This is a genomic window from Priestia endophytica DSM 13796, from assembly GCF_900115845.1.
GTDB lineage: Bacteria > Bacillota > Bacilli > Bacillales > Bacillaceae_H > Bacillus_I > Bacillus_I endophytica.
In genome coordinates, this window is record NZ_FOXX01000013.1 from 44,638 (window position 1) to 68,103 (window position 23,466).

23 protein-coding genes are annotated in these 23,466 nt (G+C 37.1%); 7 read left to right on the plus strand and 16 right to left on the minus strand.

The features are described from left to right. Nucleotides 1-168 precede the first annotated feature (168 nt). The 4 genes from BM012_RS19990 to BM012_RS20005 form a co-directional block, all read right to left on the minus strand. Complete coding sequence (locus tag BM012_RS19990) at nt 169-1,509, minus strand: MFS transporter (protein WP_061802570.1); 1,341 nt, start codon at nt 1,507-1,509, stop codon at nt 169-171. Nucleotides 1,510-1,994: 485 nt separating this feature from the next. After that, nucleotides 1,995-3,752 (minus strand): thiamine pyrophosphate-binding protein, encoded by a 1,758-nt coding sequence (locus BM012_RS19995; protein ID WP_061802569.1) that lies wholly within the window; start codon nt 3,750-3,752, stop codon nt 1,995-1,997. A gap of 53 nt (nt 3,753-3,805) precedes the next feature. Continuing rightward, the gene (locus BM012_RS20000; protein WP_061802568.1) at nt 3,806-5,254 is read right to left on the minus strand and encodes an aldehyde dehydrogenase family protein; all 1,449 of its coding nucleotides are present in this window, start codon (nt 5,252-5,254) and stop codon (nt 3,806-3,808) included. Nucleotides 5,255-5,639: 385 nt separating this feature from the next. Next, nucleotides 5,640-6,344, minus strand: coding sequence for a GntR family transcriptional regulator (locus tag BM012_RS20005; protein WP_061802567.1), 705 nt, complete (start codon nt 6,342-6,344; stop codon nt 5,640-5,642). A gap of 334 nt (nt 6,345-6,678) precedes the next feature. Between BM012_RS20005 and BM012_RS20010 the strand changes: the two genes are divergently transcribed. Genes BM012_RS20010 through BM012_RS20020 form a run of 3 tightly spaced genes read left to right on the plus strand, consistent with a single transcriptional unit; the run spans nt 6,679 to nt 9,572 of the window. Further along, nucleotides 6,679-7,389: a FadR/GntR family transcriptional regulator gene (locus BM012_RS20010; protein WP_061802566.1), complete on the plus strand. Its 711-nt coding sequence runs from the start codon at nt 6,679-6,681 to the stop codon at nt 7,387-7,389. A 15-nt stretch (nt 7,390-7,404) separates the two neighbouring features. Further along, nucleotides 7,405-8,613 (plus strand): CaiB/BaiF CoA transferase family protein, encoded by a 1,209-nt coding sequence (locus BM012_RS20015; RefSeq protein ID WP_061802565.1) that lies wholly within the window; start codon nt 7,405-7,407, stop codon nt 8,611-8,613. Further along, nucleotides 8,613-9,572 (plus strand): hydroxymethylglutaryl-CoA lyase, encoded by a 960-nt coding sequence (locus BM012_RS20020; protein ID WP_061802564.1) that lies wholly within the window; start codon nt 8,613-8,615, stop codon nt 9,570-9,572. Before BM012_RS20015 ends, BM012_RS20020 begins: the two co-directional genes overlap by 1 nt. 81 nt (nt 9,573-9,653) lie before the next feature. Here BM012_RS20020 and BM012_RS20025 read toward each other — a convergent pair whose 3' ends face one another. Next, nucleotides 9,654-9,926, minus strand: a complete 273-nt coding sequence (locus BM012_RS20025; RefSeq protein ID WP_061802563.1) for a barstar family protein — start codon at nt 9,924-9,926, stop codon at nt 9,654-9,656. 15 nt (nt 9,927-9,941) lie between these two features. Continuing rightward, nucleotides 9,942-10,406, minus strand: coding sequence for a ribonuclease (locus BM012_RS20030; RefSeq protein ID WP_372439965.1), 465 nt, complete (start codon nt 10,404-10,406; stop codon nt 9,942-9,944). A gap of 521 nt (nt 10,407-10,927) precedes the next feature. On the opposite strand from BM012_RS20030, the gene BM012_RS20035 reads away from it, so the two are divergent. Beyond that, entirely contained in the window at nt 10,928-12,265 is a 1,338-nt protein-coding gene (locus BM012_RS20035) for an amino acid permease (RefSeq protein ID WP_061802562.1), read from the plus strand. An 18-nt stretch (nt 12,266-12,283) separates the two neighbouring features. Here the strand turns inward: BM012_RS20035 and BM012_RS20040 are convergent, their stop codons facing one another. After that, a complete protein-coding gene (locus tag BM012_RS20040) occupies nt 12,284-12,511 on the minus strand; it encodes a non-oxidative hydroxyarylic acid decarboxylases subunit D (RefSeq protein ID WP_019392685.1) in 228 nt (75 codons plus the stop codon). Nucleotides 12,512-12,526: 15 nt separating this feature from the next. After that, on the minus strand, nt 12,527-13,948 hold the full coding sequence (locus BM012_RS20045; protein WP_061802561.1) for a non-oxidative hydroxyarylic acid decarboxylases subunit C: 1,422 nt from the start codon (nt 13,946-13,948) through the stop codon (nt 12,527-12,529). A gap of 145 nt (nt 13,949-14,093) precedes the next feature. On the opposite strand from BM012_RS20045, the gene BM012_RS20050 reads away from it, so the two are divergent. Continuing rightward, complete coding sequence (locus tag BM012_RS20050; RefSeq protein ID WP_061802560.1) at nt 14,094-14,981, plus strand: LysR family transcriptional regulator; 888 nt, start codon at nt 14,094-14,096, stop codon at nt 14,979-14,981. A gap of 57 nt (nt 14,982-15,038) precedes the next feature. Continuing rightward, nucleotides 15,039-16,034 (plus strand): DUF4003 family protein, encoded by a 996-nt coding sequence (locus tag BM012_RS20055; RefSeq protein ID WP_061802559.1) that lies wholly within the window; start codon nt 15,039-15,041, stop codon nt 16,032-16,034. On the opposite strand, the gene BM012_RS20060 is transcribed toward BM012_RS20055, so the two are convergent. After that, on the minus strand, nt 16,031-16,648 hold the full coding sequence (locus tag BM012_RS20060; RefSeq protein ID WP_061802558.1) for an NUDIX hydrolase: 618 nt from the start codon (nt 16,646-16,648) through the stop codon (nt 16,031-16,033). The genes BM012_RS20055 and BM012_RS20060 overlap by 4 nt on opposite strands. Before the next feature lie 111 nt (nt 16,649-16,759). On the opposite strand from BM012_RS20060, the gene BM012_RS20065 reads away from it, so the two are divergent. Continuing rightward, nucleotides 16,760-17,059: a DUF948 domain-containing protein gene (locus tag BM012_RS20065; protein WP_061802557.1), complete on the plus strand. Its 300-nt coding sequence runs from the start codon at nt 16,760-16,762 to the stop codon at nt 17,057-17,059. A 28-nt stretch (nt 17,060-17,087) separates the two neighbouring features. On the opposite strand, the gene BM012_RS20070 is transcribed toward BM012_RS20065, so the two are convergent. The 7 genes from BM012_RS20070 to BM012_RS20100 all read right to left on the minus strand — a co-directional run bounded on the left by BM012_RS20070 (nt 17,088) and on the right by BM012_RS20100 (nt 23,455). Next, nucleotides 17,088-17,948, minus strand: a complete 861-nt coding sequence (locus BM012_RS20070; protein WP_061802556.1) for a YihY/virulence factor BrkB family protein — start codon at nt 17,946-17,948, stop codon at nt 17,088-17,090. A gap of 121 nt (nt 17,949-18,069) precedes the next feature. Then, nucleotides 18,070-18,516 carry an SRPBCC family protein gene (locus BM012_RS20075; RefSeq protein ID WP_061802555.1) on the minus strand — a complete coding sequence of 149 codons (447 nt, stop codon included), beginning with the start codon at nt 18,514-18,516 and terminating at the stop codon, nt 18,070-18,072. 70 nt (nt 18,517-18,586) lie between these two features. After that, a complete protein-coding gene (locus tag BM012_RS20080; protein WP_061802554.1) occupies nt 18,587-19,552 on the minus strand; it encodes an NAD(P)H-dependent flavin oxidoreductase in 966 nt (321 codons plus the stop codon). A 116-nt stretch (nt 19,553-19,668) separates the two neighbouring features. Further along, nucleotides 19,669-20,139 (minus strand): hypothetical protein, encoded by a 471-nt coding sequence (locus BM012_RS20085; protein WP_061802553.1) that lies wholly within the window; start codon nt 20,137-20,139, stop codon nt 19,669-19,671. 258 nt (nt 20,140-20,397) lie between these two features. Further along, nucleotides 20,398-20,898, minus strand: coding sequence for a hypothetical protein (locus tag BM012_RS20090; RefSeq protein WP_061802552.1), 501 nt, complete (start codon nt 20,896-20,898; stop codon nt 20,398-20,400). Nucleotides 20,899-21,034: 136 nt separating this feature from the next. Next, nucleotides 21,035-22,606, minus strand: a complete 1,572-nt coding sequence (mbcS, locus tag BM012_RS20095; RefSeq protein WP_082802483.1) for an acyl-CoA synthetase MbcS — start codon at nt 22,604-22,606, stop codon at nt 21,035-21,037. Nucleotides 22,607-22,837: 231 nt separating this feature from the next. Next, on the minus strand, nt 22,838-23,455 hold the full coding sequence (locus BM012_RS20100; protein ID WP_061802551.1) for a ribonuclease H1 domain-containing protein: 618 nt from the start codon (nt 23,453-23,455) through the stop codon (nt 22,838-22,840). Nucleotides 23,456-23,466: the final 11 nt, after the last annotated feature.

Sequence of the window (23,466 nt, forward strand, 5' to 3'; positions counted from 1 at the left end):
ATAGTACCTTGTTACACCTCGTAAATAAGGCTCATTTCTCTTAAGGTATCCATTTAATTCTATACTTTCCTAAACTATAGAATTTATCGCTTCTTGTAAGCCCTTCCATTCAATGATTCTTTTTGCCATCACTTTATGATTTGCACCTTCTAAATCCTTCATCATATTTCACTTTTTATTATCAACTATTTCAACTCGTTTTACATCTCCTATAATGAATATGTAGGATAAAGCTCCGACTAAAGCAACTGCACTAACAAAAATTAATGCTCCATTAAAAGAAGCGGTCTTGCTTACAATCACTCCGATAACAATAGGAGTAACGATAGCAGCTAAGTTCGCTGCAAAGTTGAATACTCCGCCTGCTAGTCCAACCAGCTCCTTTGGGGCCATATCTGAAACAAGTGTCCATGTAATATTAGACATACCTTGAGCAAAAAAAGCAATGGACATAATCGTAATAACTAATCCTATGGATTCTGTATAGTTTGCTAATACAATTGAGCAAGAACCTAGAAGCCCAATAATAACAGGCGTTTTCCTTGCAATGTTTAAAGACAAACCACGCTTCACCATTTTATCTGACCAGTATCCTCCTAAAAGTACTCCAATTCCTGCTGCAATATATGGGAATGATCCCATAAATCCCGCTTTTAAAAATGTCATTCCTTTTTCTTGAGTGAGATAAGTTGGAAACCATGTTAAAAAGAAATAAAGAGTGGAGGCAATTGAGAACTGTCCCAGATACATCCCAATAAACTGGCGATATTTGAACAGATGCTGTATGTCTGACCATTTCATTTTATGACTCTCTTTGTCCTTTTCTATTTTAACAAGTGCCCCTCCCTCTTCTATATACTTCATCTCTTCTTCATTAATACGCCTGCTTTGCGATGGTTCACGATAAACTTTAAACCAAACAATCGCAAACAATAGTCCAATGACTCCTGTTACAATAAAAATGGAGTGCCATCCAAAAGATGATAAAAGCCAAAACAAAAATGGAGTGGCTAAGGCTAATCCTACATATTCACCAGCCGTATAAACTCCTGTTGCCAACGCTCTTTCTCGCTGAGGAAACCAGGAAGCAACAACACGACTATTAGCGGGAAAAGCAGGTGATTCTGATAAACCTAGTCCAAGTCGAAGGCCAAAAAGCGTACCAAAGTTTTTAGCAAATCCTTGAGCAAGAGTGAAACAAGAGAATAAGATGAGAGATAATCCATAGATGAGTCGAGGACCAAATCGGTCTATAAACCATCCCCCAGGAATTTGCATAAAAGCATAGGTCCATCCGAATGCTGAAAGTATGAGCCCCATTGTTGCAGCATTTAATTCTAAATCATCTTGGATACTAGAAGCAGCGACAGCCATGTTTGTACGATCTAAATAGTTAATAGCTGTTCCTACAAATAGGAGAGCAAGAATTGTAAAACGTGCTCGAGATCGTTTTTTTCTTTTAACTTGTTGAATGGGCCTCTCCTTTTGTGTCTCCAATTGATAGCTCATCGATATTCCTCCTTTAAATAAGTCTGTTAAGAAAAGAAGGTATGTTAGCGCAAATTGGTGAATGATACATGCCGTTTTAATTTCTTTATCTTTATGTCTTCTTCACACCTCAATCTCCCTTTCTTATGAGAACGAGACTTCTAATCATAAACACTTTAAATCAAAGATACTAGAAAGCAAGACAGAGATGAGTCTATCTTACTTTCTAGAACAAGACAGATTGTTTCATATAAAAGGTTTCCTCTACTCTATATGTGATTTCTTCCTTTCAACACCTATTATCTATTCATATCATTTTTTATTTTTATGAAAAGCGTAATTAGGCTCATTAGATAAAACCATATAAATAGGGTGAAGACTAACGAAATCATATCCTGAGCATTTCACTATATATACCATTTTGGGTAGTGCACACTCTAATACAATGAGATGAGCTAAAGAAAATTGTCTTTTCCTTTTCTTTGATCCCTTCTTAACACTGTTTTTTAGACCGAGACATGATGAATAGTTTTATTCGGCGAATATATATCCATAATGTTCCAATGACCTGCTGTCGGAACTGGATTGTTTAACATAGCTACATCAATAACAAATGGTTTATTGGCTGCAATAGCTCTTTCTAGAGTTGGCTTAAATTCTTCTGCAGATTGAATTTTCACTCCTTCTACTCCATAGGCTTTAGCAATCGCTGCATAATCTGGTGAATAGTCTTTACCATCTTTTTTAAAGACTGTACCGAGCGTTGTACCAAAGTGCGCCTTTTGCAAACCAGCAATTGTACCAAACGCATAGTTATTCATAATAATCCATATAACCGGAATATTTTCTTCAGCTGCTGTAGCAAGTACGGCTGGATTTTGGCCAAATCCTCCATCACCTACCAGAGAAACTACAACTTTATCTTGTAAAGCAATTTTAGCGCCGAGAGCAGCAGGAGCTCCAAAGCCCATTGTTGCAAATCCTCCAGGTGTTAAAATACTGCCAGGTTCATAGATTGAAAACTGTTGGCCAACACCATTCTTATTCCAACCTACGTCTGTTGTAATATAAGCATCTCTTGGAAGTACTTGACGTACTTCTTCTAAAATTCGCTGAGGCTGCATTGGAAAGACATCGTCTTGAATAAATTTCATATTGTTCTCTTTAAACTCTTTGCGATATTCTGAGATTTCTTTCTCTAGTTCTTTATTAGTTAGCTCTTGTGGCACAAGTTCTCTTGCCACCCTATTTAACACTGTTAAAGCTTGTTTAAGGTCAGCAACAACACCCATTTCAACAGGATAGTTTCGACCAATCTCCGTTGGATCGATATCAATTTGAATGAGTTTTGTTGGTGGGAAATTAAACGTATATTCTGATTCCCAAGAGCTAGAATCAGCTTCTGCAAAACGTGTTCCAAGTGCTAAAATGTAATCAGCCTCTTTACATTTATTATTGATAAACTCCGTGCCCCAAAAGCCTGTCATCCCTAATGTTAAAGCATGGTCATCAGGTAAAGCTGATTTCCCCATTAAAGAATGAGCTACTGGAATACTTAAATGGTCAACAAGCTCTTTCAATTCTTCTGCTGCATGCGCTAACATAATCCCACCTCCTACGTAAAGAAGCGGATTTTTAGCTTTAATAAGCGTTTCAATAATCTTTTTAGCGGTTATGTCATCAATAGATGGTTTCTGAAAGTTTTTCGTATTGTGTGTTAAGCGCTGGAATAACGAAACATCTACTTCCTTAGAAAAAATATCCATTGGAACAGATACAAGGACAGGACCAGGGTTTCCATTTTCAGCTATAGCGAAAGCCTTTTCAATAATTTCCGGAAATAATTCGGGGCTGTCTACTCTCCACGCTCTTTTGACAAACGGACGATAAATTTCATACTGGGAAGCATCCGCATGTAAGTTCACTTCTTGATGTGGATGCTTTCCGTAATAATGAGTTGGAACGTCTCCAGCAATAACAACCATTGGAACTGAATCAAGGGCAGCATTCGCAACGCCTGTAGCTGCATTTGTCAATCCTGGACCTAAGTGACTCAAAACAACGGAAGCTTTTTTTGTAACCCGAGCATATCCATCTGCTGCATGTGCTGAAATTTGCTCATGTCTAACGTTAATAAATTTAATATTACTTTCTTCCAAAGCTGTTAAAACGGCAATATTCGTATGTCCACAAAGTCCAAAAATATGCTCTATGCCACGGTTCTCAAGATACTCTACTAGCTGATGAGAAATTAATCTTTTCATATGTCTACTCCTTTTTATGGATAATTAAGCATAAGCTAATCACGCATCCATTTTTAATCATTATCAGAAAGCTGCAACACGATCATTTTTGTTTCTGTCATATCCTCTATCGCATATCGAGGGCCTTCACGTCCAATTCCGCTGTCCTTGACGCCCCCATATGGCCAATGATCAAGTCTGAAATTTGATGTACCGTTAATAACAACTCCCCCCATATCTAGCTTGTTTGCTACTTTGTAAGCTAAATCAATTTGATTTGTAAAAATTCCCGCTTGTAGACCAAATGAAGAATCGTTTGCTTCTTCAATTGCTTCTTCAATTGTTTCGTATGGAACAATACTAACAATTGGACCAAACACTTCTTCACAAATGACCTTACTCTTTTTAGGGGGATTCAATAGTATAGTAGGCTCTACCGTTGCTCCAGAGCGATTTCCTCCACAAATGACTTTTGCTCCTAATTCGACTGCTTCTTCAATCCACTCTTTCACACGCATAGCTGCATTTTGATCAACAACACATCCAACATCTGTATCAGGTAAGAGTGGGTCGCCTATCTTAAGCTTGAGTACTTCTTCCTTTAACAGATTTGTAAACTTATCTACTATTGATTGATGAACATAAATTCGTTGAACAGAAATACAACTTTGCCCAGAGTTACTAAAACCAGTTTTAGCGCACATTTTAGCTGCTCGTGTAATATCTGAATCATCGTGAATAATGGTAGCCGCATTTCCGCCAAGCTCAAGTAAAACTTTTTTCATTCCAGCTAGTTTACATATGTTTCTGCTCGCTACTGTTCCTCCTGTAAAAGATATCACGTTCACACGGTCGTCTTTTACAATTTGCTGAACAACTTCTCTTCTGCCAAGCACCATACTAATCGCATTTTCAGGAAAACCTGCTTCAAGTAGCAACTTGATGAGTTCTGTAGCAACTAAAGTTGTTTGAGAAGAAGGCTTTAAAATGACGGTATTTCCTGCAGCAAAGGCTGGTCCAATTTTGTGACAAACAAGATTTAAAGGAGCATTAAATGGAGTGATTGCTGCTACCACTCCTACAGGCACTCGAAAAGTGGAAGCAATAGCTTTTGTTCCTCGTTCAGAAGCATCACCTGGCAACGTTTCTCCTATTAGCCTTTTAGCTTCCTCACCTGATAATTCAAATGTTTCAATAGAACGACTCACTTCATCTAATGTATTTTTTAGAGGCTTTCCTAACTCAAGAGAGATAAGTTTGGCAAACTCCTCTTTTCTTTCCTCTAATAAATAGGCTGCTCTCTTCAAAATTTTAGCTCTCTTATGAGAAGGGATAGCTGCTATCTCTTTTTTCGCTTCATAAACAGAGACTAATGCTTTTTCCACATCTTCTTCAGTTGCTAATAGTTGCTCTCCTATTACCTCATTTGTGTATGGACTTGTAATAGTAACCGTTTCACGTTCTACTGAAATCCACTCTCCCTGAATATAAGGCTGAGATTTTCTAAAGTTTGTTTTTAACATATAAACCACCCATCTTTCTGAATATTTTTTCTTTTCGTTCTTCAATACTGCCTTTACTTCGCTGTAGCCTATTCATTTTCAGCTCTTTTATCATGATTATAAAAGGAACTACGCATTTTCTATACTACTAGCGGTTTCAACAGTATCTCTTAGTGCGCAGACTGCTTCATAACGTAACCAATCTTTCGCAAGGCAAACCTTATATTAAGTATGTTTGTCCTCACCCCCTTAAAAGTGCCTTTTATTAAATCTCTATTATTAAACGCTTACATTTTAACTTTATACTAGTATACAAGATGATTAAACATACTTATTTTATTAAATCCGGAGACTGAAGAGCGTGCTTAAATCCATAATTTCCGCGTATTATGGATTTAAACATCTCTTAGTCTAGTTGAAAATAATCAGGATGTTTATCAATCACATTTTGCAAATAATTAGGAGATTGTCTAAGATGTTTAGTTAACAGATCTTCTACTCTAGCAGGATTTTTATTTATGAGAGCATCGAATATTGCTTGATGATCGTCCGTAATCCTGTTAGTATCCTTTCGATCATAGAATTCCAGATATCTTAATCTATTTACATGTCCACGAAGTCGGTTTATAAAAGAAAGGAGTGTTGCATTGTCTACTTCCTCCATTACAATTTTATGATAAACTTCGTCCAATCGAAAAAATTCAACGTAATCTTGCTTACGTGATGCTTGTCTTTGTTCTTCTAAATTTTCTACAATACTCTTATACATTTTCTGAAATCGCTCTTCTTCATTATTCCAATCTATGGCCACTTTCTTAAAAGCGCTTATTTCAAGACTTTCTCTTACAAACCATGCCTCTTTTACTTTTTTGGTTGAAATATAAGAAATGCGAGCCCCTTTTTGCGGCAAGATTTCAATAAACTCTTCGTTAACAAGTAATCGGAAGGCTTCTCTTACTGGAGTACGGCTAACTCCGAAATCAGAAGCAACTTCATTTTCATAGATCATTTCCCCTGGCTTCAACCGAAGGGAAATAATTTCGTTGCGAAGATGAGCATATATGCTGTCTCCTAACGTTTTTCTTTGATGAGAAATCTTAAATAACGTCATCTTTTATCACCCCAAATATCAAATACGCTTAACCAAATACTAGTATACAAGTGAATCAGAGAACAAAGTTAGGCTATTTTTCATTATTCGACTATTTATCAAACTTTAAAATGGGCTACTGGTCAGTCCAGTTTGATTACTTTCGATATTATCAGAAAATTTAATAACATGCAAAGGATATTTTATTTTTTAAAAAACAGCTTTGAAACAAGGAAATAAATTTAATATATCTTGAAACATAAATGTGTTGACAGTTTTAAATTTTCTGAATATAATCTGAATTAATTGGACTAACCAGTGGCCCGGTTTCTAATCCAATCAAGGAGGTTTACTCATGAGTAATGAATTATTTTCAAGTGTACGTAATGAAAGAATGTATGAAAAAATTGTTGTACAACTAAGACAATTAATAGCCGATGGAAAATTAAAACCTGGTGATCGCTTACCAGGTGAACGTGTCCTTTCTCAAACATTGGGATGCAGCCGTACTTCATTACGAGAAGCATGTCGAGTATTAGAAGCGGAAGGACTTATCATTTCAAAACCTGGAGGAGGCAGGTTTGTTCAACATGTAGAATTAGATACAGATTCCCTCTTCTCTCTTGATCCTATTGATATGCTTGAGAAATCGGCTGTCCTCTATTTTTTAGAAGCAAGAGAAGCAATTGAACCTAAAATAGCTGAGTTAGCAAGCCAAAGGGCAACATCTGAAGATATAAAAAAAATGGAAGCTGTTTTGCTTAAGATGGAAGAGAAATTAAAGTATCCAGATGAAAATGTAGAGATTGATAGCAGCTTCCATCTCGCTATTGCTGAAGCAACTCAAAATTTTGTATTTGTTTCAATGATGAAAGCAAATTTAAGTATGAGCCGACAAGTTCGCAAACAAACACTAAGTTCAGAAGAAAGGTACCTTCTATCTTTAGAAGAACACCGCGCTATTCTGAAGGCTGTAAAAAATAAAGATGGCAAAGAAGCTATAAAAGCTACTTGTCTTCACCTTCAAAATATTAAAGAAAACGTTCTTAAAAACTACCCAACATAACGGAGGAATGCTTCTATGCTAACAACTAATTACGGACCTTTAACAGGAGTAAAGATTTTAGATATTTCCACCATGATTGCCGCTCCCTTTGGCGCTACTTTGTTAGCGGACTTAGGGGCGGAAGTAACAAAGATTGAGCTACCTAACAAAGGGGATACACTAAGAACGGTTGGTCCCTGGAAAGACACAGAACCTTTAAGGTGGCCAGGACTTGCTCGTAACAAAAAATCGGTCACTTTAGACATTCGCTCAGATGATGGCAAAGATATTTTTAAAAAATTAATAAGTCAGTCGGATATTTTGATAGAGAATTTCCGCCCAGGCACATTGGAGAAATGGGGATTAGGCTATGAGGAACTGAAAAAAGCAAACCCTAAACTCGTTATGATGCGTGTATCTGGTTATGGACAAACAGGTCCTTACCGAGAAAAAGCCGGATTTGGCACTCCTGGTACAGCATTTAGTGGGCATACTTTCTTGCAAGGTTATCCAGACAGACCACCAGTTAGCCCTTCCTACTCTTTACTTGATTATGTGACAGGCATTTATACAGCGTTCGCCTGTGTAAGCGCTATCTATCATAGAGACGTACAAAATCAACCTGAAGGGCAAGTTGTGGAAATGGGATTATATGAATCTATCTTCCGTATGATGGAGTTTTTAATCGCTGAATATGATCAAAATGGAAAAGTTAGAGGAAGAAGTCCTGGACTTGCTGGGCATTCGAGCCCTGCAGGTACGTATGAAACAAAAGATGGAAAGTTTGTTGTACTTGTATGTAGTACAGACTCAACATTCAATCGCCTAGCAGAAGCTATGGAAAGAACCGATATGTTAGAGCATCCTCATTACTACACAAATTCGGAACGTTTAAAACATGATCATGAAGTTCAGGAGATTGTTTCGAGTTGGATTCGTCTTTTTACACAAGAGGAACTACAAGCGAAATTAGACTCATTCGGTGTACCTGTTAGCCCCATTTACAGTATTGAAGATATCTTTAATGACCCACAGTATAAGGAAAGAGAAAATATCGTAGAAGTTGAGCATCCCCGCTTAGGAAAAATTAAGGTGCCAGGAGTTGTTCCAAAATTTTCACACACGCCCGGATCTATCAGGCATCGCGCTCCTGAACTAGGTGAACATAATGAAGAGATTTTAGGCGGAAAGCTTGGTCTATCTTCTGAAGAATTAACTCTCTTAAAAGAGAAAGGAGTTATTTAATGAATAGAGCTGAAGAAATAAAGTTACCCGAAAAAGTTGTAATTTGTGAAGTAGCACCGCGAGATGGGTTTCAAGCTGAAGAGACCTGGATTCCAACTGAACGAAAAATCCACATTGTTCGAGAGTTAGCGAATACAGGAATCCAATCGATAGAAATTACATCTTTTGTACATCCAAAAGCAATTCCTCAACTAAAAGATGCCGAACAAGTTGTAAAAAGCGTTCAAGATTTAACAAATATCAAATTCCGTGCTTTAGTACCGAATGTAAAAGGGGCACAAAGAGCGATTGATGCAGGAATTACAAAACTAAAACTTATGCTTTCTGCAACAGACTCTCACAGTCTATCAAATGCGAACTGCTCTGTCGAAGAGGCACAACTAGGCTTTGCTCCTATCATTGAACTAGCGGCTAAAAGCGGCGTTAAAGTTGGAGGTTCTATTTCCGTAGCTTTTGGATGCCCTTACGAAGGAAAAGTTCCCTTAGAAAGAATTGCCACCATCGTAGAACGCTACACTGAAATGGGAGTTAACGAAGTTTCATTAGCTGATACAACAGGCATGGCGAATCCTAAACAAATATATACGACGCTCGGGGTACTTAAGAGAAGTTTTCCACAAATGACATTTTCCATGCATCTACACAATACACGTGGACTTGCTTTTTCTAATGTTTTAGCAGCCCTGCAGCAAGGTATTATTCACTTTGATAGCTCGATCATTGGTTTAGGAGGATGTCCGTATGCTCCTGGAGCAAGCGGAAACATTGCAACAGAAGATCTTGCTCATGGATTAGCTGAAATGGGGATTGAAACAGGAATCAATCTTGATAAACTGACTGTAGCAGCTAGAAACATACGTGAATTGATCGGTCATGACGGTGGAAGTTATATCCTACAAGCCGGACCTTTCTCCCAACTCCATGACAAACCTCATGTACAAGAGAAACTTGAAAAATAAAACATGATCAACTTTTTCACTACTTCTATTTATTAACTCAAACTAAGAAAAAGGGAGAAGTATTAAGCTCCTCCCTCTTTCTTAGTTTAAAACAAAAGAAAACTCCTTCATCTCTTTCTCCACATCTTCAAAAAGATTTTTAAATTTTTCTGCTCTCTTCCCTAACTCTTTCTCACTTTCTTGATAATTTCTCCATGAGATAGTAAGAGGCTTTGAAGAATAAGCCATTAAAGTGTCCCAAAGCGCATCTAAGTTTCCTCCATAATAACTTGGGAAATCTAACTCGCTTTTTAAAAAATCATGAAGTTCTTGTTCAGTTCCGATACGTTCTCCAGGAATTTCTACTATCTTCATCCATCAGTATCCTTTCTATCTCATTCTTTCAAATGTTTTATAATGATCGGTTGTTTTATAAATAAGACCATCATTTGAGTATACAATACGCTTTGCATTACGGTAACCTGACACATAATCTATATCTGCTTCACGCCATACTCTTCCTGATTTCTCCGGGAGGGATCCTTCACGGTTAGAGAAAATATCTCCGCCAATACTTTTTCCAGGAGCTACTTCAGCTAAATTTCCTTCACTTGGCTCCCATCCTAAATTATATGCTTCACTTTTTGTTATATAATTGTCTGGAAGTTCACCGTATCTATCAATATAATTTGCAACATCTTCAAATGATGTATAAGAGGCTGCTTCTACGCGCTGGTCTGCACTATTTGATAGAGGACTTTGAAACGGAGCAAAGGTGAAAAATAAAAGAGCTGCCAACAGAACTGCACTAAACTGAACAACTTTTTTCATTCCTTTTCCTACTGTGTTTTTCATTTTACCACTCCTTTTTTAAATTCTCTTCTATCATAGTACAAATTTTAGTAATATTCTTAATTTTCAAACCAAATTAACTTATTCTTAAATTCCACTTTACAATATTAATATCATATTCAATAATTCAGTAATATTAATCAAAAATACATCCTTTTATTTTGCAGCTTATTTTCTTTCTCTGGACCATGTATAAAACTCGATGTTGAATAAAATTGCGGCAGCTTTCACCTTTCCTTTTTGCATCCGCTTTGCCCTATTAAGCGTAGATGAGAAAAATTACTTCTCTCACTAACTCTCATCAAAATCAAACAACATAGCGGTAAAGTTGGATTTACATCACTTGATTCACTATGTAAAACACTTGACTGTCAAGCACTTGTAACTCCCTTGAATATATGAAAGAGGAAGAATAAAAGCTGCGTTTTCCCCTACAGCTTTTAACCTTCCTCTTCTTTCTATACATAAAAGTCTCCTCCTAGCCTCAAAATAAGCTTATACAAGTTAAGAGGAGGAGGAACAGAATGAGCAGCTGTAGCGCCAAGGATGCAAAAAAAGAAGGAAATATGAAATGGTGGCAGCTTTCTTTAGTGGGAATTGGCTGTACAATTGGAACGGGCTATTTTCTTGGATCAAGCATTGGCATTCGCTTGACAGGTCCCGCTATTATTTTATCATTTTTAATTGCTGCGTTTAGCACATATATGGTCTACAATCGATTGGCAAAAATGACAGCTAAAGATCCACAAGAAGGGTCTTTTTGCTACTATGCGCGAAAAGCACACGGTCATGGGGTCGGATTTGGGTGTGGCTGGAACTATTGGTGTTCTAACATCTTAATTATGGGAAGTCAGCTTACGGCTCTCTCCATTCTTACACGATTTTGGTTTCCTGATGTGCCTCTTTGGGTCTTTACTTCTATTTATGCAGTTCTCTCTATTATTGTTGTCTTAACAGGCACAAGTGGATTTAACAAGCTTGAGAACCTTTTCGCCGTTATTAAAGTAGCTGCAATTGTGATGTTTATTATTTTAGCAGTTGCTGTAATATTTGGATGGATTGGAAAACATACGGGTGGTTTTCAGGAACATGATGCTTTTTTCACTTCTGGACTTAAGGGATTTTGGGCTTCTCTTATTTATGCATTCTACGCCTTTGGAGGCATTGAAGTTATTGGCCTGATGGCTATGCAATTAAAGAAGAAAGAAGACGCGCCAAAAGCAGGAACGATGATGCTTCTTGTGCTTGCTATTATTTACGCTGTGTCTATTGGATTAGCGGTCATGATGACGTCTCTTCAAAACTTTACAGAAGATGAAAGTCCCTTTGTTACTGCTCTTAATGACGACGGCTTGGCCTTTTTCCCTCACGTATTTAACGCTGCAGTTATTATCGCGGGCTTTTCTGCTATGACAGCCTCTCTTTTTGGGGTGACCAATTTACTTGTGACTCTCGCTAAAGACAAAGATGCACCAGCTTTTTTTGAAAAAAAAATAAAAAAACTAAAAGATCTTCCTCTTCCATCTCTAGGATTGGCTACAGTTGGGTTAATTGCTTCTATTATTGCTTCTTTTGCTGTACCAGGAAGAATTTACGAATACATTACGACTGCTGCTGGACTTATGATTTTGTATAACTGGTTTTTTATTATTACCTCTTCCTTACGACTTATTTCGTCTTCGCTTTTTCAGAAGATACTATCTTGGTTAGGACTTCTTCTCATTTTAGCAGCGGTTATTGGTACCCTTTTTGAAAAAACAGTACGACCTGGTCTCTATATAAGTTTACTTTTTGTCGTCATTATTGCGATTGTTGCTTTTTTCATTCAAAAGAAAGGAAAACAAAACAAGACGGCTTCATAAGCCGTCTTGTTTTTGCAACTATTCTTCCAAACGAGGCGGAACCTCAGGTACTTTTGTCGCTAAAGGAACATCTGCTGGGTTCACTTTAAACGACTTTTTATATTTTTCACCGTTTACAATGCTTTCAGGTTCACAAGATCTCCATGTAAAAAAACAAAGATTACACTGATACACTTCCCAAGCTCCTTCAACAGGAGATTTTGCTACAGTTTCGGCTTTATGTTGATCACAGCGCGGACATTTCATCTTTATCACTCCTTTTTATTTTGACAGCATATCCTGAAGTTTTTTCTCCCACTCTTTTGTTGTAAGTGGTTCGTCAAGCGGCTGCGAGTAGTGCCCTCTTGTTTCAGGTGCTTTTGGTGTTGTAGCGTCTAAAATCATCTTATGGGTAATGCCTGCTGGATTTGAACCAGGATCAAGCGGTAGAACAGATAAATCAGGAATTTGAACAGCATCATGTTTTGGATGCATTTTTGTGGATAGCGCCCACATCACTTGAGGCAAATTGAACGGATCCACATCTTCATCAACAACAATAACCATTTTACAATAGCCAAGTCCATGTGGTGTTGTTAAAGCCCGCATGCCAACAGCTTTAGCAAATCCTCCATAGCGGCTTTTTGTAGAAACAATGGCAATAAGTCCATGAGTATACATAGCATTTACAGCAACAATTTCTTCTGGGAATGCTTCTTTTAACTGCTGATAAAGGGGTACACATGTGTTAATCCCAATCATATAATCACATTCTGTCCATGGCATGCCTAGATAAAGATGTTCAAAAATTGGGTTTTTACGATGATAAACACGTTTAATTTGGATAATTGGCATGCTGCGCCCACCTGAATAGTGACCTGTAAATTCTCCAAAAGGTCCTTCGTATTCACGTTCTCCTGCTAAAATTTCACCTTCAAGGACAACTTCTGCTCCCCATGGGATATCAAGATTAGAGAGTTTTGCTTTTACAATTTTGTATGGCTCTTGCTGAAGCGCTCCTGCCATCTCATATTCTGATTGATCATATAAAAGCGGTGTTGAAGCTGCTGTTGTAATAACAGGCTCACATCCTAATGCAATGGCTACTTTTAAATTTTCACCGCGCTCTTCCGCTTGTTTTAAGTGAATAGCAATATCATGTTGTGGCACAGGCTGAATCCCTAAGCGATCTTTTCCTTTTACTTGCATGCGGTAAATTCCAACATTTTGTTTTCCAAAATGATCAGGATCTGTTACATCTCTTGAAATAACACATGCTTTATCAAGATAAAACCCTCCGTCTCCTTGGTTAATTCTGAAAAGTGGTAAAATATCAAAAAGATTGATGTCCTCTGTTATCTCACATTCATGAAATGGCGCACTTTCTTCACGTTGTACAGGAACAGGAGCCTCACTATACCGTTTAGCAAATTCAAAAAACTGCTCTTTAACAGGCGTGTTTTTAGGCATTCCTAGCATAAGTGCATGGTTGGACCATGAGCCAATTACATTTAGGGCAATTTGAGCATTGTTATACCCATAAACGTTGTTAAAAAGAAGGCCTGGCGTGTTATCTCCTAAGTTATTAATAGCTCGAGCAGCCGCCCCTAAATCAGGTTCTGGTTTCACTTCTTCATCAATTGTCAAAAGTTGATTTTCTTTTTGTAAAGTGTTTAAAAAATCTCGAAAATCTTTGTAAGCCATCTTTTCTCCTCCTTGTTTCTCTTCTTGCCTTACAATTCAAATAATTTGTTCTACAAATTAATCGTACATGAACTTTTTACATATTTGAAATATGTATTAAATATTTATAAAATACTCTTAAGGTATAAAGAAAGGAGAAAGACTTATGGATATTCGCCAAATGACTTATTTTATTGCTATTGCTGAAGAAGGAACCATTACAAAAGCTGCAGAACGACTACATATGGCACAACCACCTTTAAGCCGACAAGTTCAAGGAATGGAAGAAGAGCTTGGTGTTACGCTGTTTGAGCGTAATAAAAAGAAGCGAATGACGCTCACGCCAGAGGGAGAGCTGTTCCTCCAGCGAGCGCGAGAAGTTGTGAATAAGATGGAAGATACAGTTGAAGAAGTAAAAGAATTTCAAAACAGTGGGGAACGTAAATTATCTGTTGGGGCAACCATTTATTCGGCTGCCTTGCTCGTAAAAAGCGTTGTGTCTTATAAAGAAAAACATCCTAACTTTACATTTCAAGTGTGGGAAGATGAACCAACACGGTTAGAAGAACTTTTAGAAAACAGGAAAATTGATGTAGCACTAACCACAACCCTATTTTCAAATGAAAACGTCATTACAAAACAGCTTTCTGAAGATCCTTGCGTTGTTGTTGTACCGAAAAATCATCCAAGCACAGAACCCGTAAGTATGGAAACTCTTTCTTCCCTTCCGCTTGTTTTGCTACGAACCCACTATGGAAAAGGAATTTATGACAGTATTTTAGCGGAGTTTGAACGATTGAATTTACATCCAACGCTTTTTTGTGAATGTCACGACTCTGCCACCCTTTTAAATCTCGTTTCAGCGGGATTTGGGGCAACAATACTGCCTTGCTCAATGCTTTCCTTACACGGATTAAACGACTTAAAAACGCTCTCAATTGAAAACAATCCTTTTATTCTTACAACATCACTTATTTACCGAAAAGGATATGTATCAAAAGCTGCACAGGAATTTATACAGTGGTTTGAAGAGTTTCAAGATGTACAATCTTGAAACTTTTCGCTTCTTTCTTCGTATAAAAAAGAAGAAAGAAAAAAGGAAGTGATATAGATGACAACACTGCAAGAAAAAGTGGAATGTTTTGAAAAAATGTATTTTCACTTAAAGAATGAATTAAAATGGCAAGCTGTTGATAAAAACTATTTAATGATTCTCTCTTCTATATATGGGGAAAGCAATAAAAAAGAAGCGCAAGTTTCGCTTCTTTCTCTTGGAAAAACATTCAAAAAGCAAGTTGGATTTTTTTCACCCCTTAACTCTAGCTACTCTTTTATGATTGCTGCCCTTCTTGATGCTCAATATAACGACCCAGAAGCTAAATTTCAGGAGCTTGACACCATTTATAATAAGCTAGTAGATTCAGGCTTTAAAAAAGATGTATTCACATACCTATGCGCTCTTATTGTTCTCAATGAAGAAACGCCAACGTTTTCTGTTAAAGACTATGCTGACCGAGCCCTTTCTCTTTACACCTTAATGAAAGAATCTCATCCGTTTATAACGTCTAAAAGCGACTATCCTCTTGCAATGCTGCTTTCAAAAGAGAATGGATCTCCTATTCAAATTATCGACCGTGTTGAAAACGTGTATGGAATGTGGGCAAGTAAAGGATACCGAAAAGGAAACGATTTGCAGTTTTTAAGCCATATTCTCTCGCTTCAAGATACGCAACCGCTTGAAGACCTTTATGAAACGTATGCTAGAATCGAAAACTACTTTTCTAAAAATGGCATGAAAATAAAACCTGCTCACTATACACAATTTGCAATCCTTTCTTTATTAGAAGCTGACGAAAGAAAGCTTGCTCAAATTCACGATATTGCTGCTTATTTCAATAAACATAAAGCTTTCAAATGGAAGCAGCAAACAAATTTTGCAACAGCCGTTAACATTGTGATGAACTATAGTATGGAGCATGAAGACATTTTAAAAACAAGTCTCTATACAACGCTAGATATGGTCATTCAAGCTCAGCAGGCAGCAATGGTAGCTGTGATGGCAAGTGCTGCAGCAAATGCTTCCTCTAGTGAGGGCGGTGGAAACTAATCTTTTTGAATGACGTCTATAAAGTGTTTTAACACGCGTCCTGTTAATCCCCATATCACATCGCTATTGTATTCATAAAAATATTCAGAGAGTGGGCGCTGACGAAAATTATAGTTCTCTCCTCCTGGAATTAAATGATATGGAAAATCATCAGCAGGTTTCACTTCATAATTCATCTCAAATGTCTTCGGAGGATTATGTAGGAGATAAGAAAGAGGCACCGTGAATACACGCTCTACTTCTTCTTGATTTGGAAAAATCTCAGCTTCTTCAATAAAGCCTACATACGGATAAATGATCATCCCAAAAGGAGATACAAAATAATCGAGGGGCTGTACGTTTGTGATTTTATTAGAGGAAATGCCAAGTTCCTCTGCCGTTTCCCTTATAGCTGCCTCTTGCTCATTTTTATCTCCTTCTTCAATTCTTCCTCCTGGAAAACAAACTTCTCCAGGTTGTCTTCGCATCGTTGAAGCTCGCACTTCAAAAAGAAGATGAAGTTCATCTTCTTTTTGAACTATAGGAATTAAAATAGCATATTTTAAAAAATGTTCGCTTCCTAAAATAGAAGGACGGCGATGCTCCAACTTTTGCTGTAGTTTTTCTAAGTCCATATATTTCTTCCTTTCCCTCTAATTTTCCCTATCGTACCATACTGTTTTTCCTTTTGCACCGATTATAAACAGCTTAAATTGGGTATGTATCACATAAGGAGGTTGATAACGGTGATTATTATTTTATATGCCAGCATTGCTTTACTCGTTGTATCCATTATTTATCTTGGCTATACAGCTGTAAAAGCAATGAAAAACATTAAGCCAAAAGTAAATGAATTAAATGCTACAGCAGAGCGGGTAAACGACCGTATGAATGGTATAAAAACAGAAACCGCTGTATTGAATGACACGAAAGATAAAATTTCAGAAGACATTCAGTATAAAAAAGAATCCGTTAACAAAGTAATAGGCGGTGCCAAAGAAACCCCAACTTTATTAAAGAGAGTATGGGAAAACGGAAAAGTATAGTGAAAAAGCGAGGAATCCCTCGCTTTTTTTATTGTTTAACAACTCTTTTAGGGTGTTTCACAATTGCTTCTGTTTTAATATTTCGTTTATGAAAAAGAGCGTTAATCTCTCCTCCAATAACAAGAATGAGGCCTGTTAAGTAGAGCCAAATCATAAGTACAATTACGCCTCCTAAGCTTCCATAAGTAGCGGAGTAATTGCCAAAATTACTAACGTAAAAAGAAAACCCAAATGAGATCACTTGCCAAAGCACTGTTGCAATAGCAGCTCCTGGAATAACGTGTTTAAAAGCAAAACTTTTATTCGGCGCAAAACGATAAAGACCTGAAAGGACGATAGAAATGACAACAACTGCTACAACCCATCTTAAAACAGTAAATAAAATTTCAAACTGAGAGGATATAGGAACAAAGCTTTTAATCCACTCAATAAGTACGTTTCCAAATATAGGGAGAGCTAATGAGATAATAAAAGCTACAAGAAGGCCAATTGTTAACACAATAGCGAGCAAGCGTACTTTTATAAATGAACGATTATCTTCCACATCGTATGCAATATTCATCGCGTGAATAAACGCTTGAATTCCATTTGATGCAGACCAAAGTGTCCCAAGAATCCCGACTGTTAACAATCCCCCATTTGGAGTTGTTACAAGATCAATCACATTTTCTTCTAGTAAATTAGCTGTTTCTGATGGAAGAATACTTTTAATAAATGAAACTGCTGTTTGAGGCTCAATTGATAGGTATGGAATGATAGATAGCAAAAGGATGAGAACAGGAAAAATGGATAGCATATAGTAGTAAGCTTGCTCTGCTGCTAACCCTGTTGCTCGATCTTTTTGCATCTCCTCTCCCAAATTTTTCAAAAACCCTTTTGCCGAAGACATACACTTTCTCCTTTCTATCTTTTTTGTGTTGTCTTATATCTATTGCATACCCGACTTTTTGACTTTTCAACACTGTTTTCAATAGAAAAAAGCCAGTAGAGATCTACTGACTTCTTTCTATTCATACTTTGCTACGCTTGATCTCTTTTTCAAATCGTTTGAAAAAGTCTTTCACAATGAATCCAGCTACTTTCTTTAGCACAGGCTTTCCTGCTTTTGTTACTTTCCCATGAATTTCTGCTTCGTATGTATAGGAAAGCACCGTTGTATTACCTTTTTCATCGAGATAAATATGATTCAGCATCTTAATTTCTCCTGGTCCCCCTTTTCCACTCATCTTCATTTTATATTGCTCTGGCTCCTTTAAATCCGTTAGCTTAATGGTTATGTCGTAATCTCCTTTTACAGGCAGAAAACCAAGCGAAATGTTTGCTTTATATATTCCCTCTTCCACTTTTTCAAAGCGTTTACATCCAACCATACATTCTTTCAATACGTTTGGATCCAAGAGCATTTTAAAAGCACGTTCTTGTGTTGTATGAAGGTCAATTGTTCCTTCTCCTTTCAAACTTATCTTCTCCCTTCAAAAGCTTTTTTCTACCTTATGCAAGAAAACAAGCTTTTTATGAGGAAGATACTCAATTTTTAAACATTTTATAAATATCCCCTGCTCCATGACGTGCCTCTTCTACCATATTTCCGATAAGTTCTTGAACAGAGGGGACTGAATCAATAAGCCCGACTACTTGTCCTGCCCAGCCAAATCCTTTATCATCTTCTCCTTCATAAATATATCTTTTATTCGCCTCTCCGCTTACTGATTCTTTTAAATCTTCATATGTTGCTCCTTCTCTTTCACGCTGAATAATATGATTTGTATACGCTGATTTTAAAACACGTCCAGGAGCTCCCCACGTTTTTTTAATGATAACTGTATCTTGCTCGCTACTAGTAAGAAGCGCTTTTTTATACGTTTGGTGCGCATGTACACACTCTTTTGTCGCGATAAAGCGTGTACCCATCTCAATCCCGTCAGCACCAAGCGATAATGCAGCAAGCAAACCTCTTCCTGTGCCAATTCCTCCACTCGCTAAAACTGGGATGGATACAGACTGAACAACACGAGGAATAAGAACTACCGTACCTACTTCATCTCTTCCCAAATGACCTCCACCTTCGTTTCCAACGGCCATCACAGCATCTGCTCCAAGACTCTCCGCTTTTTGTGCTTGTCTTACGTTTGCAACAAGCACAAGCTTTTTCACTTTTTCTCCTTGTAAGCGCTCAAAAATCGGCTTAGGATTTGCTCCTGTAATGGAGATAACAGGAACTTCCTCTTCTATAACAACCTCTAATAATTCTTCATAAGAAGTAGCATGCTGGCCAATCGCAAAATTTACACCAAACGGATTTTTAGTTAACTCTTTTGTTTTTCGAATTTCTTTCCTAAGTTTTTCACTTTCTCCTAGCGTCATTGCTGTAATTTGCCCAAGTCCGCCTGCATTAGAAACAGCGGAAGCAAGCTCTGCATACGCTAAATGAGCAAGCCCTCCTTGAACGATTGGATATTGAATATTTAATAACTCTGTTACACGCGTTTTCATTGCTTTATTCCCCCTAAAGCATCTTTTACCCCTTTTATTCGTCTTCTTCAATGTAAATCCTGTTTACTCATATAAAAAAAAGCTTGAAGTGTGGCTTCACTTCAAGCTTTTTTATATTATGGACGATGAAAGTTGACCGTTTTTCCATCATCTCCTGTTCGTTCAAACCATCCTCGCATTGCCCAGTTAATATAACCTCCATCACCTTCATTAACAAATGTTCCTTGTTCAAATACCCAAATTCCATATGTTACTCCATCATAGTCTGTTGTATCAAAATATTGTACACCTTGAAGTCCATCTGAGTTGTATCCTTGACTTAAATTCATCACAACAACGTTATATTGCTGTCCTGATTCAAAGAACGCTTTCTCCATTGCTCCTTTTACAAATCCACTTCTGTTATCTGCTGAAACTTTTGCATCTTCAATAGCTTGTCCAATTGCAACAGGATCGATTGTAACACTTCCTCCTACTTCAGGCGTTGCAGCAGACGCTGTGTTACCTCCAAAAGGTAGAGCTAATGGTGCGGCTAATAGAGTGACGCTTAAGGCAGATCCTGCTAAAACTCTTTTTGCTTTCTTCATATGTTCTCCTCCTTATTTTTGGTAATACATAGGAGCTGTACCCGATAAATAGAAACATAAACAAAAAATTCTAATTATTTTTATAATTTGTTCGATTTTTTAATTATAATTACTTTTCACCCCCTTAATGACAAGGTTAAGAGCTTTTTTATTTTAAAAAATTTACAATTATTAAAATAATGTTAATCCATTCTTTTAGAACATAGTTTTATAAAATAAAAGGAAAAGCTACCTTTGAATCAAAGGTAGCTTTTTCTTTTAAACGCCTAGTTTTACAAATACTTTTCCATCCTTAATTTCAAAGTCTTTTATATTTCCGACTGGCACATAGCGAATCTTGCTTATTTCGTTAAGATTAATCGTTAATAAATTTTGACTATAGTGAGATAGAGGTTCATTATGAAATATTTTTCTCTTGAGCCAGCTGCTATTTAACGGCTTTACATAAAGAACTTGAAACGTAAGCGAGCGGTTGCTGGCTTTGAAAGGGGACAGTCTTATTTCAAATGGAAGGGAGATGCCGAGTTTTTTGACCTTACCACTAAAAGCAATTCCTTCTTCCAAAAACGATAAATGTGGTTCAATAATAGGAAGATTCCCTTTTTTCTCCAAGCACCATAGAAGGACTTCAGGAGTAATTGGAACCCACACCCCACTCTTTTTTAAGTATTCTTTTGTTTTTGACATATAATTTTTCTCTTTTTGTTCTTTTAACATGCTAACCCATTTCTCGCTTACATTTAAAACGATTTTTTTCATGAAGTTCACCTCGCTCAATTGATAAAAAAGCTCCCCATTTATAATATGCAAAGGAAAAGAAGGTGTGCCCGTTTTTCATTAGAAAGGGAGATGATGAGTTAGCATAAAGAAAAAGCATCCAGATGGATGCTTTTTCTTACTTTCCTACTTCTTGTTGACGTAACTCTACGCGACGAATTTTACCTGAATTCGTTTTTGGCAAATCATCTACAAATTGAATACGACGTGGGTATTTGTATGGTGCTGTTAGATGTTTAACATGGTTCTGAAGCTCTTTTATGAGCTCCTCTTCATTGTCTACGCTCGTTCTTGGCACAATAAACGCTTTTACAACATTTCCTCGAATTTCATCAGGGCTTGCTACAACCGCACATTCTTTCACAGCGGGATGTTTCATAAGTGCATCTTCTACTTCAAATGGTCCTATTGTATAACCTGAGCTAATGATAATATCATCGCTTCTTCCTTCAAACCAATAATAGTTTTCTTCATCTTTTGATGCACGATCTCCTGTTAAGAAATAGTCTCCTTTATAGGCAGATGCCGTTCTTTCAGGATCTTTGTAGTATGTTTTAAAAAGCGATGGAAGGTCTTTGTGAACCGCAATATTTCCGACTTCTCCTGGTTCGCACGCCTCACCGTTATCATCTACAATCTCAATGAACTGAGGAATCATTGGTTTTCCCATTGACCCTGCTTTATGTGGAACTCCTTTTAATGTACCAATCAAAAGCGTACTTTCCGTTTGACCATATCCATCACGAACTTGAAGATTAAAATACTTTTTAAATGTATTAATAACTTCTTCATTTAACGCTTCTCCTGCTGAAACAGCGCTATGTAAAGAAGATAAATTATAGGATTCTAATTCATCAATTTTAGCCATCAGACGATACTCAGTTGGTGTACAACAAAGCACATTGATTTTCTCGTCTTGTAAAAGCTGCAAATATTGTTTAGGCTCAAATCGTCCATGATAAACAAATCCTGTTGCACCTCTTCCAAGTACAGATAAAAACGGGCTCCATACCCATTTTTGCCATCCAGGACCTGCAGTTGCCCATACAATATCTTTTTCACTAATATCTAGCCACTCACCGCCTGCAATGCGTAAATGTGCATATGCCCAGCCGTGACTGTGAACAACCCCTTTTGGCTGTCCAGTTGTACCAGATGTGTATGAAAGAAAAGCAATGTCATTTTTTGAAGTTTTCACAGCATCAAATGAGCTTGACATTTCTTTTGTAAGCGCTACCATATCTGTCCATTCGCCATATTCTCCACCAATTACAAGCTTGTGTTCTAACGTTCCCACATCTTCTACCATATCAATTTCTTTACAATATGGTTTATATGCAATAATGGCCTTTGCTTCTGCGTGTTTTATCCGGTACTGTAAATCTTTAGCACGAAGCATTTCAGATGATGGGATAATAACAAGACCTGATTTTAAACAAGCAAAATATGTGACATATGCTTCCACAAGACGTGGCACCATCACTAATACACGATCTCCTTTTTGTAAACCCAATTTTTTAAACGAGTTTGCTAGCTTGTTTCCTCGCTCAATAAGTTCGTTATATGATACTTCTTCACGATGGCCTTCATCGTCTCTCCATTTTAATGCTGTTCTTTCTGAAGCATACTTTTCCATTTCTTCTGTTAAGTTATACTGTTCTGCTGGAATAAGTTCTTCTAATTTCAACATTTCTCTTCCTCCTTCATCCACGTTCTCTTGGATTCAGTTCTCATTTTTATTTAATGTAACTTTATTATATAACTAAATATTAACACCTGCTACTAATTTTTTGCCATACAATGAGTAATTGTATCATAAAAATTCAAAATAAGCCCAAATTAAGCTTTCGCATCTTTTATTTTTTAAGTTCCACACCTTTTTGTTATGCTAAAAAGCCTATGGACAATTCCATAGACTCCTTTATTTCCGACCAAAATCCGCTTTAATTTCGCCCCATTTTCTAGTTTCCCATTTCATGATTGGATTTTCATATGAGTAGTGAGTTAGCCATTCAATGCTCTTATCAATACGATCCCATATATGCTGTGTTTCTTCGTTTCGTGGCAAATTCGTATTCACTTTCTTATTTCTAACCCAAGCAAGAGCTGTAATAGAGTCTGTATAAATTGGCGTGCTTTTTCCTTCCTTTTGAAAAAGAGAGAGAGCATGAACAATAGCTAAAAACTCTCCAATATTGTTTGTTCCATTTTTAACAGGCCCATAATGGAAGATTCTCTCCTCCGTTTTTGTATTCACTCCTTGATACTCCATAATCCCAGGGTTTCCGCTGCAAGCAGCATCAACACATATGCTTTCTTCTATGTAAGAAGAGGAGGTAGATTTAGATGCACGTTTAGGTATATTTTTTGCAGGTGCTCCTCCTCCAGCTTTAAATGCAGATTCGGCTTCCTCTAGCGTTGGAAATGATTTATATCTTGCTCCTTGAAAGCCGTGAACTTGTGCTTTACATTCATCCCACGTTGTATAAATGCCTGTCTTTCTTCCCGCCCAAACAACGTAATATTTTTTCTTTGCCATTCGTATATTCT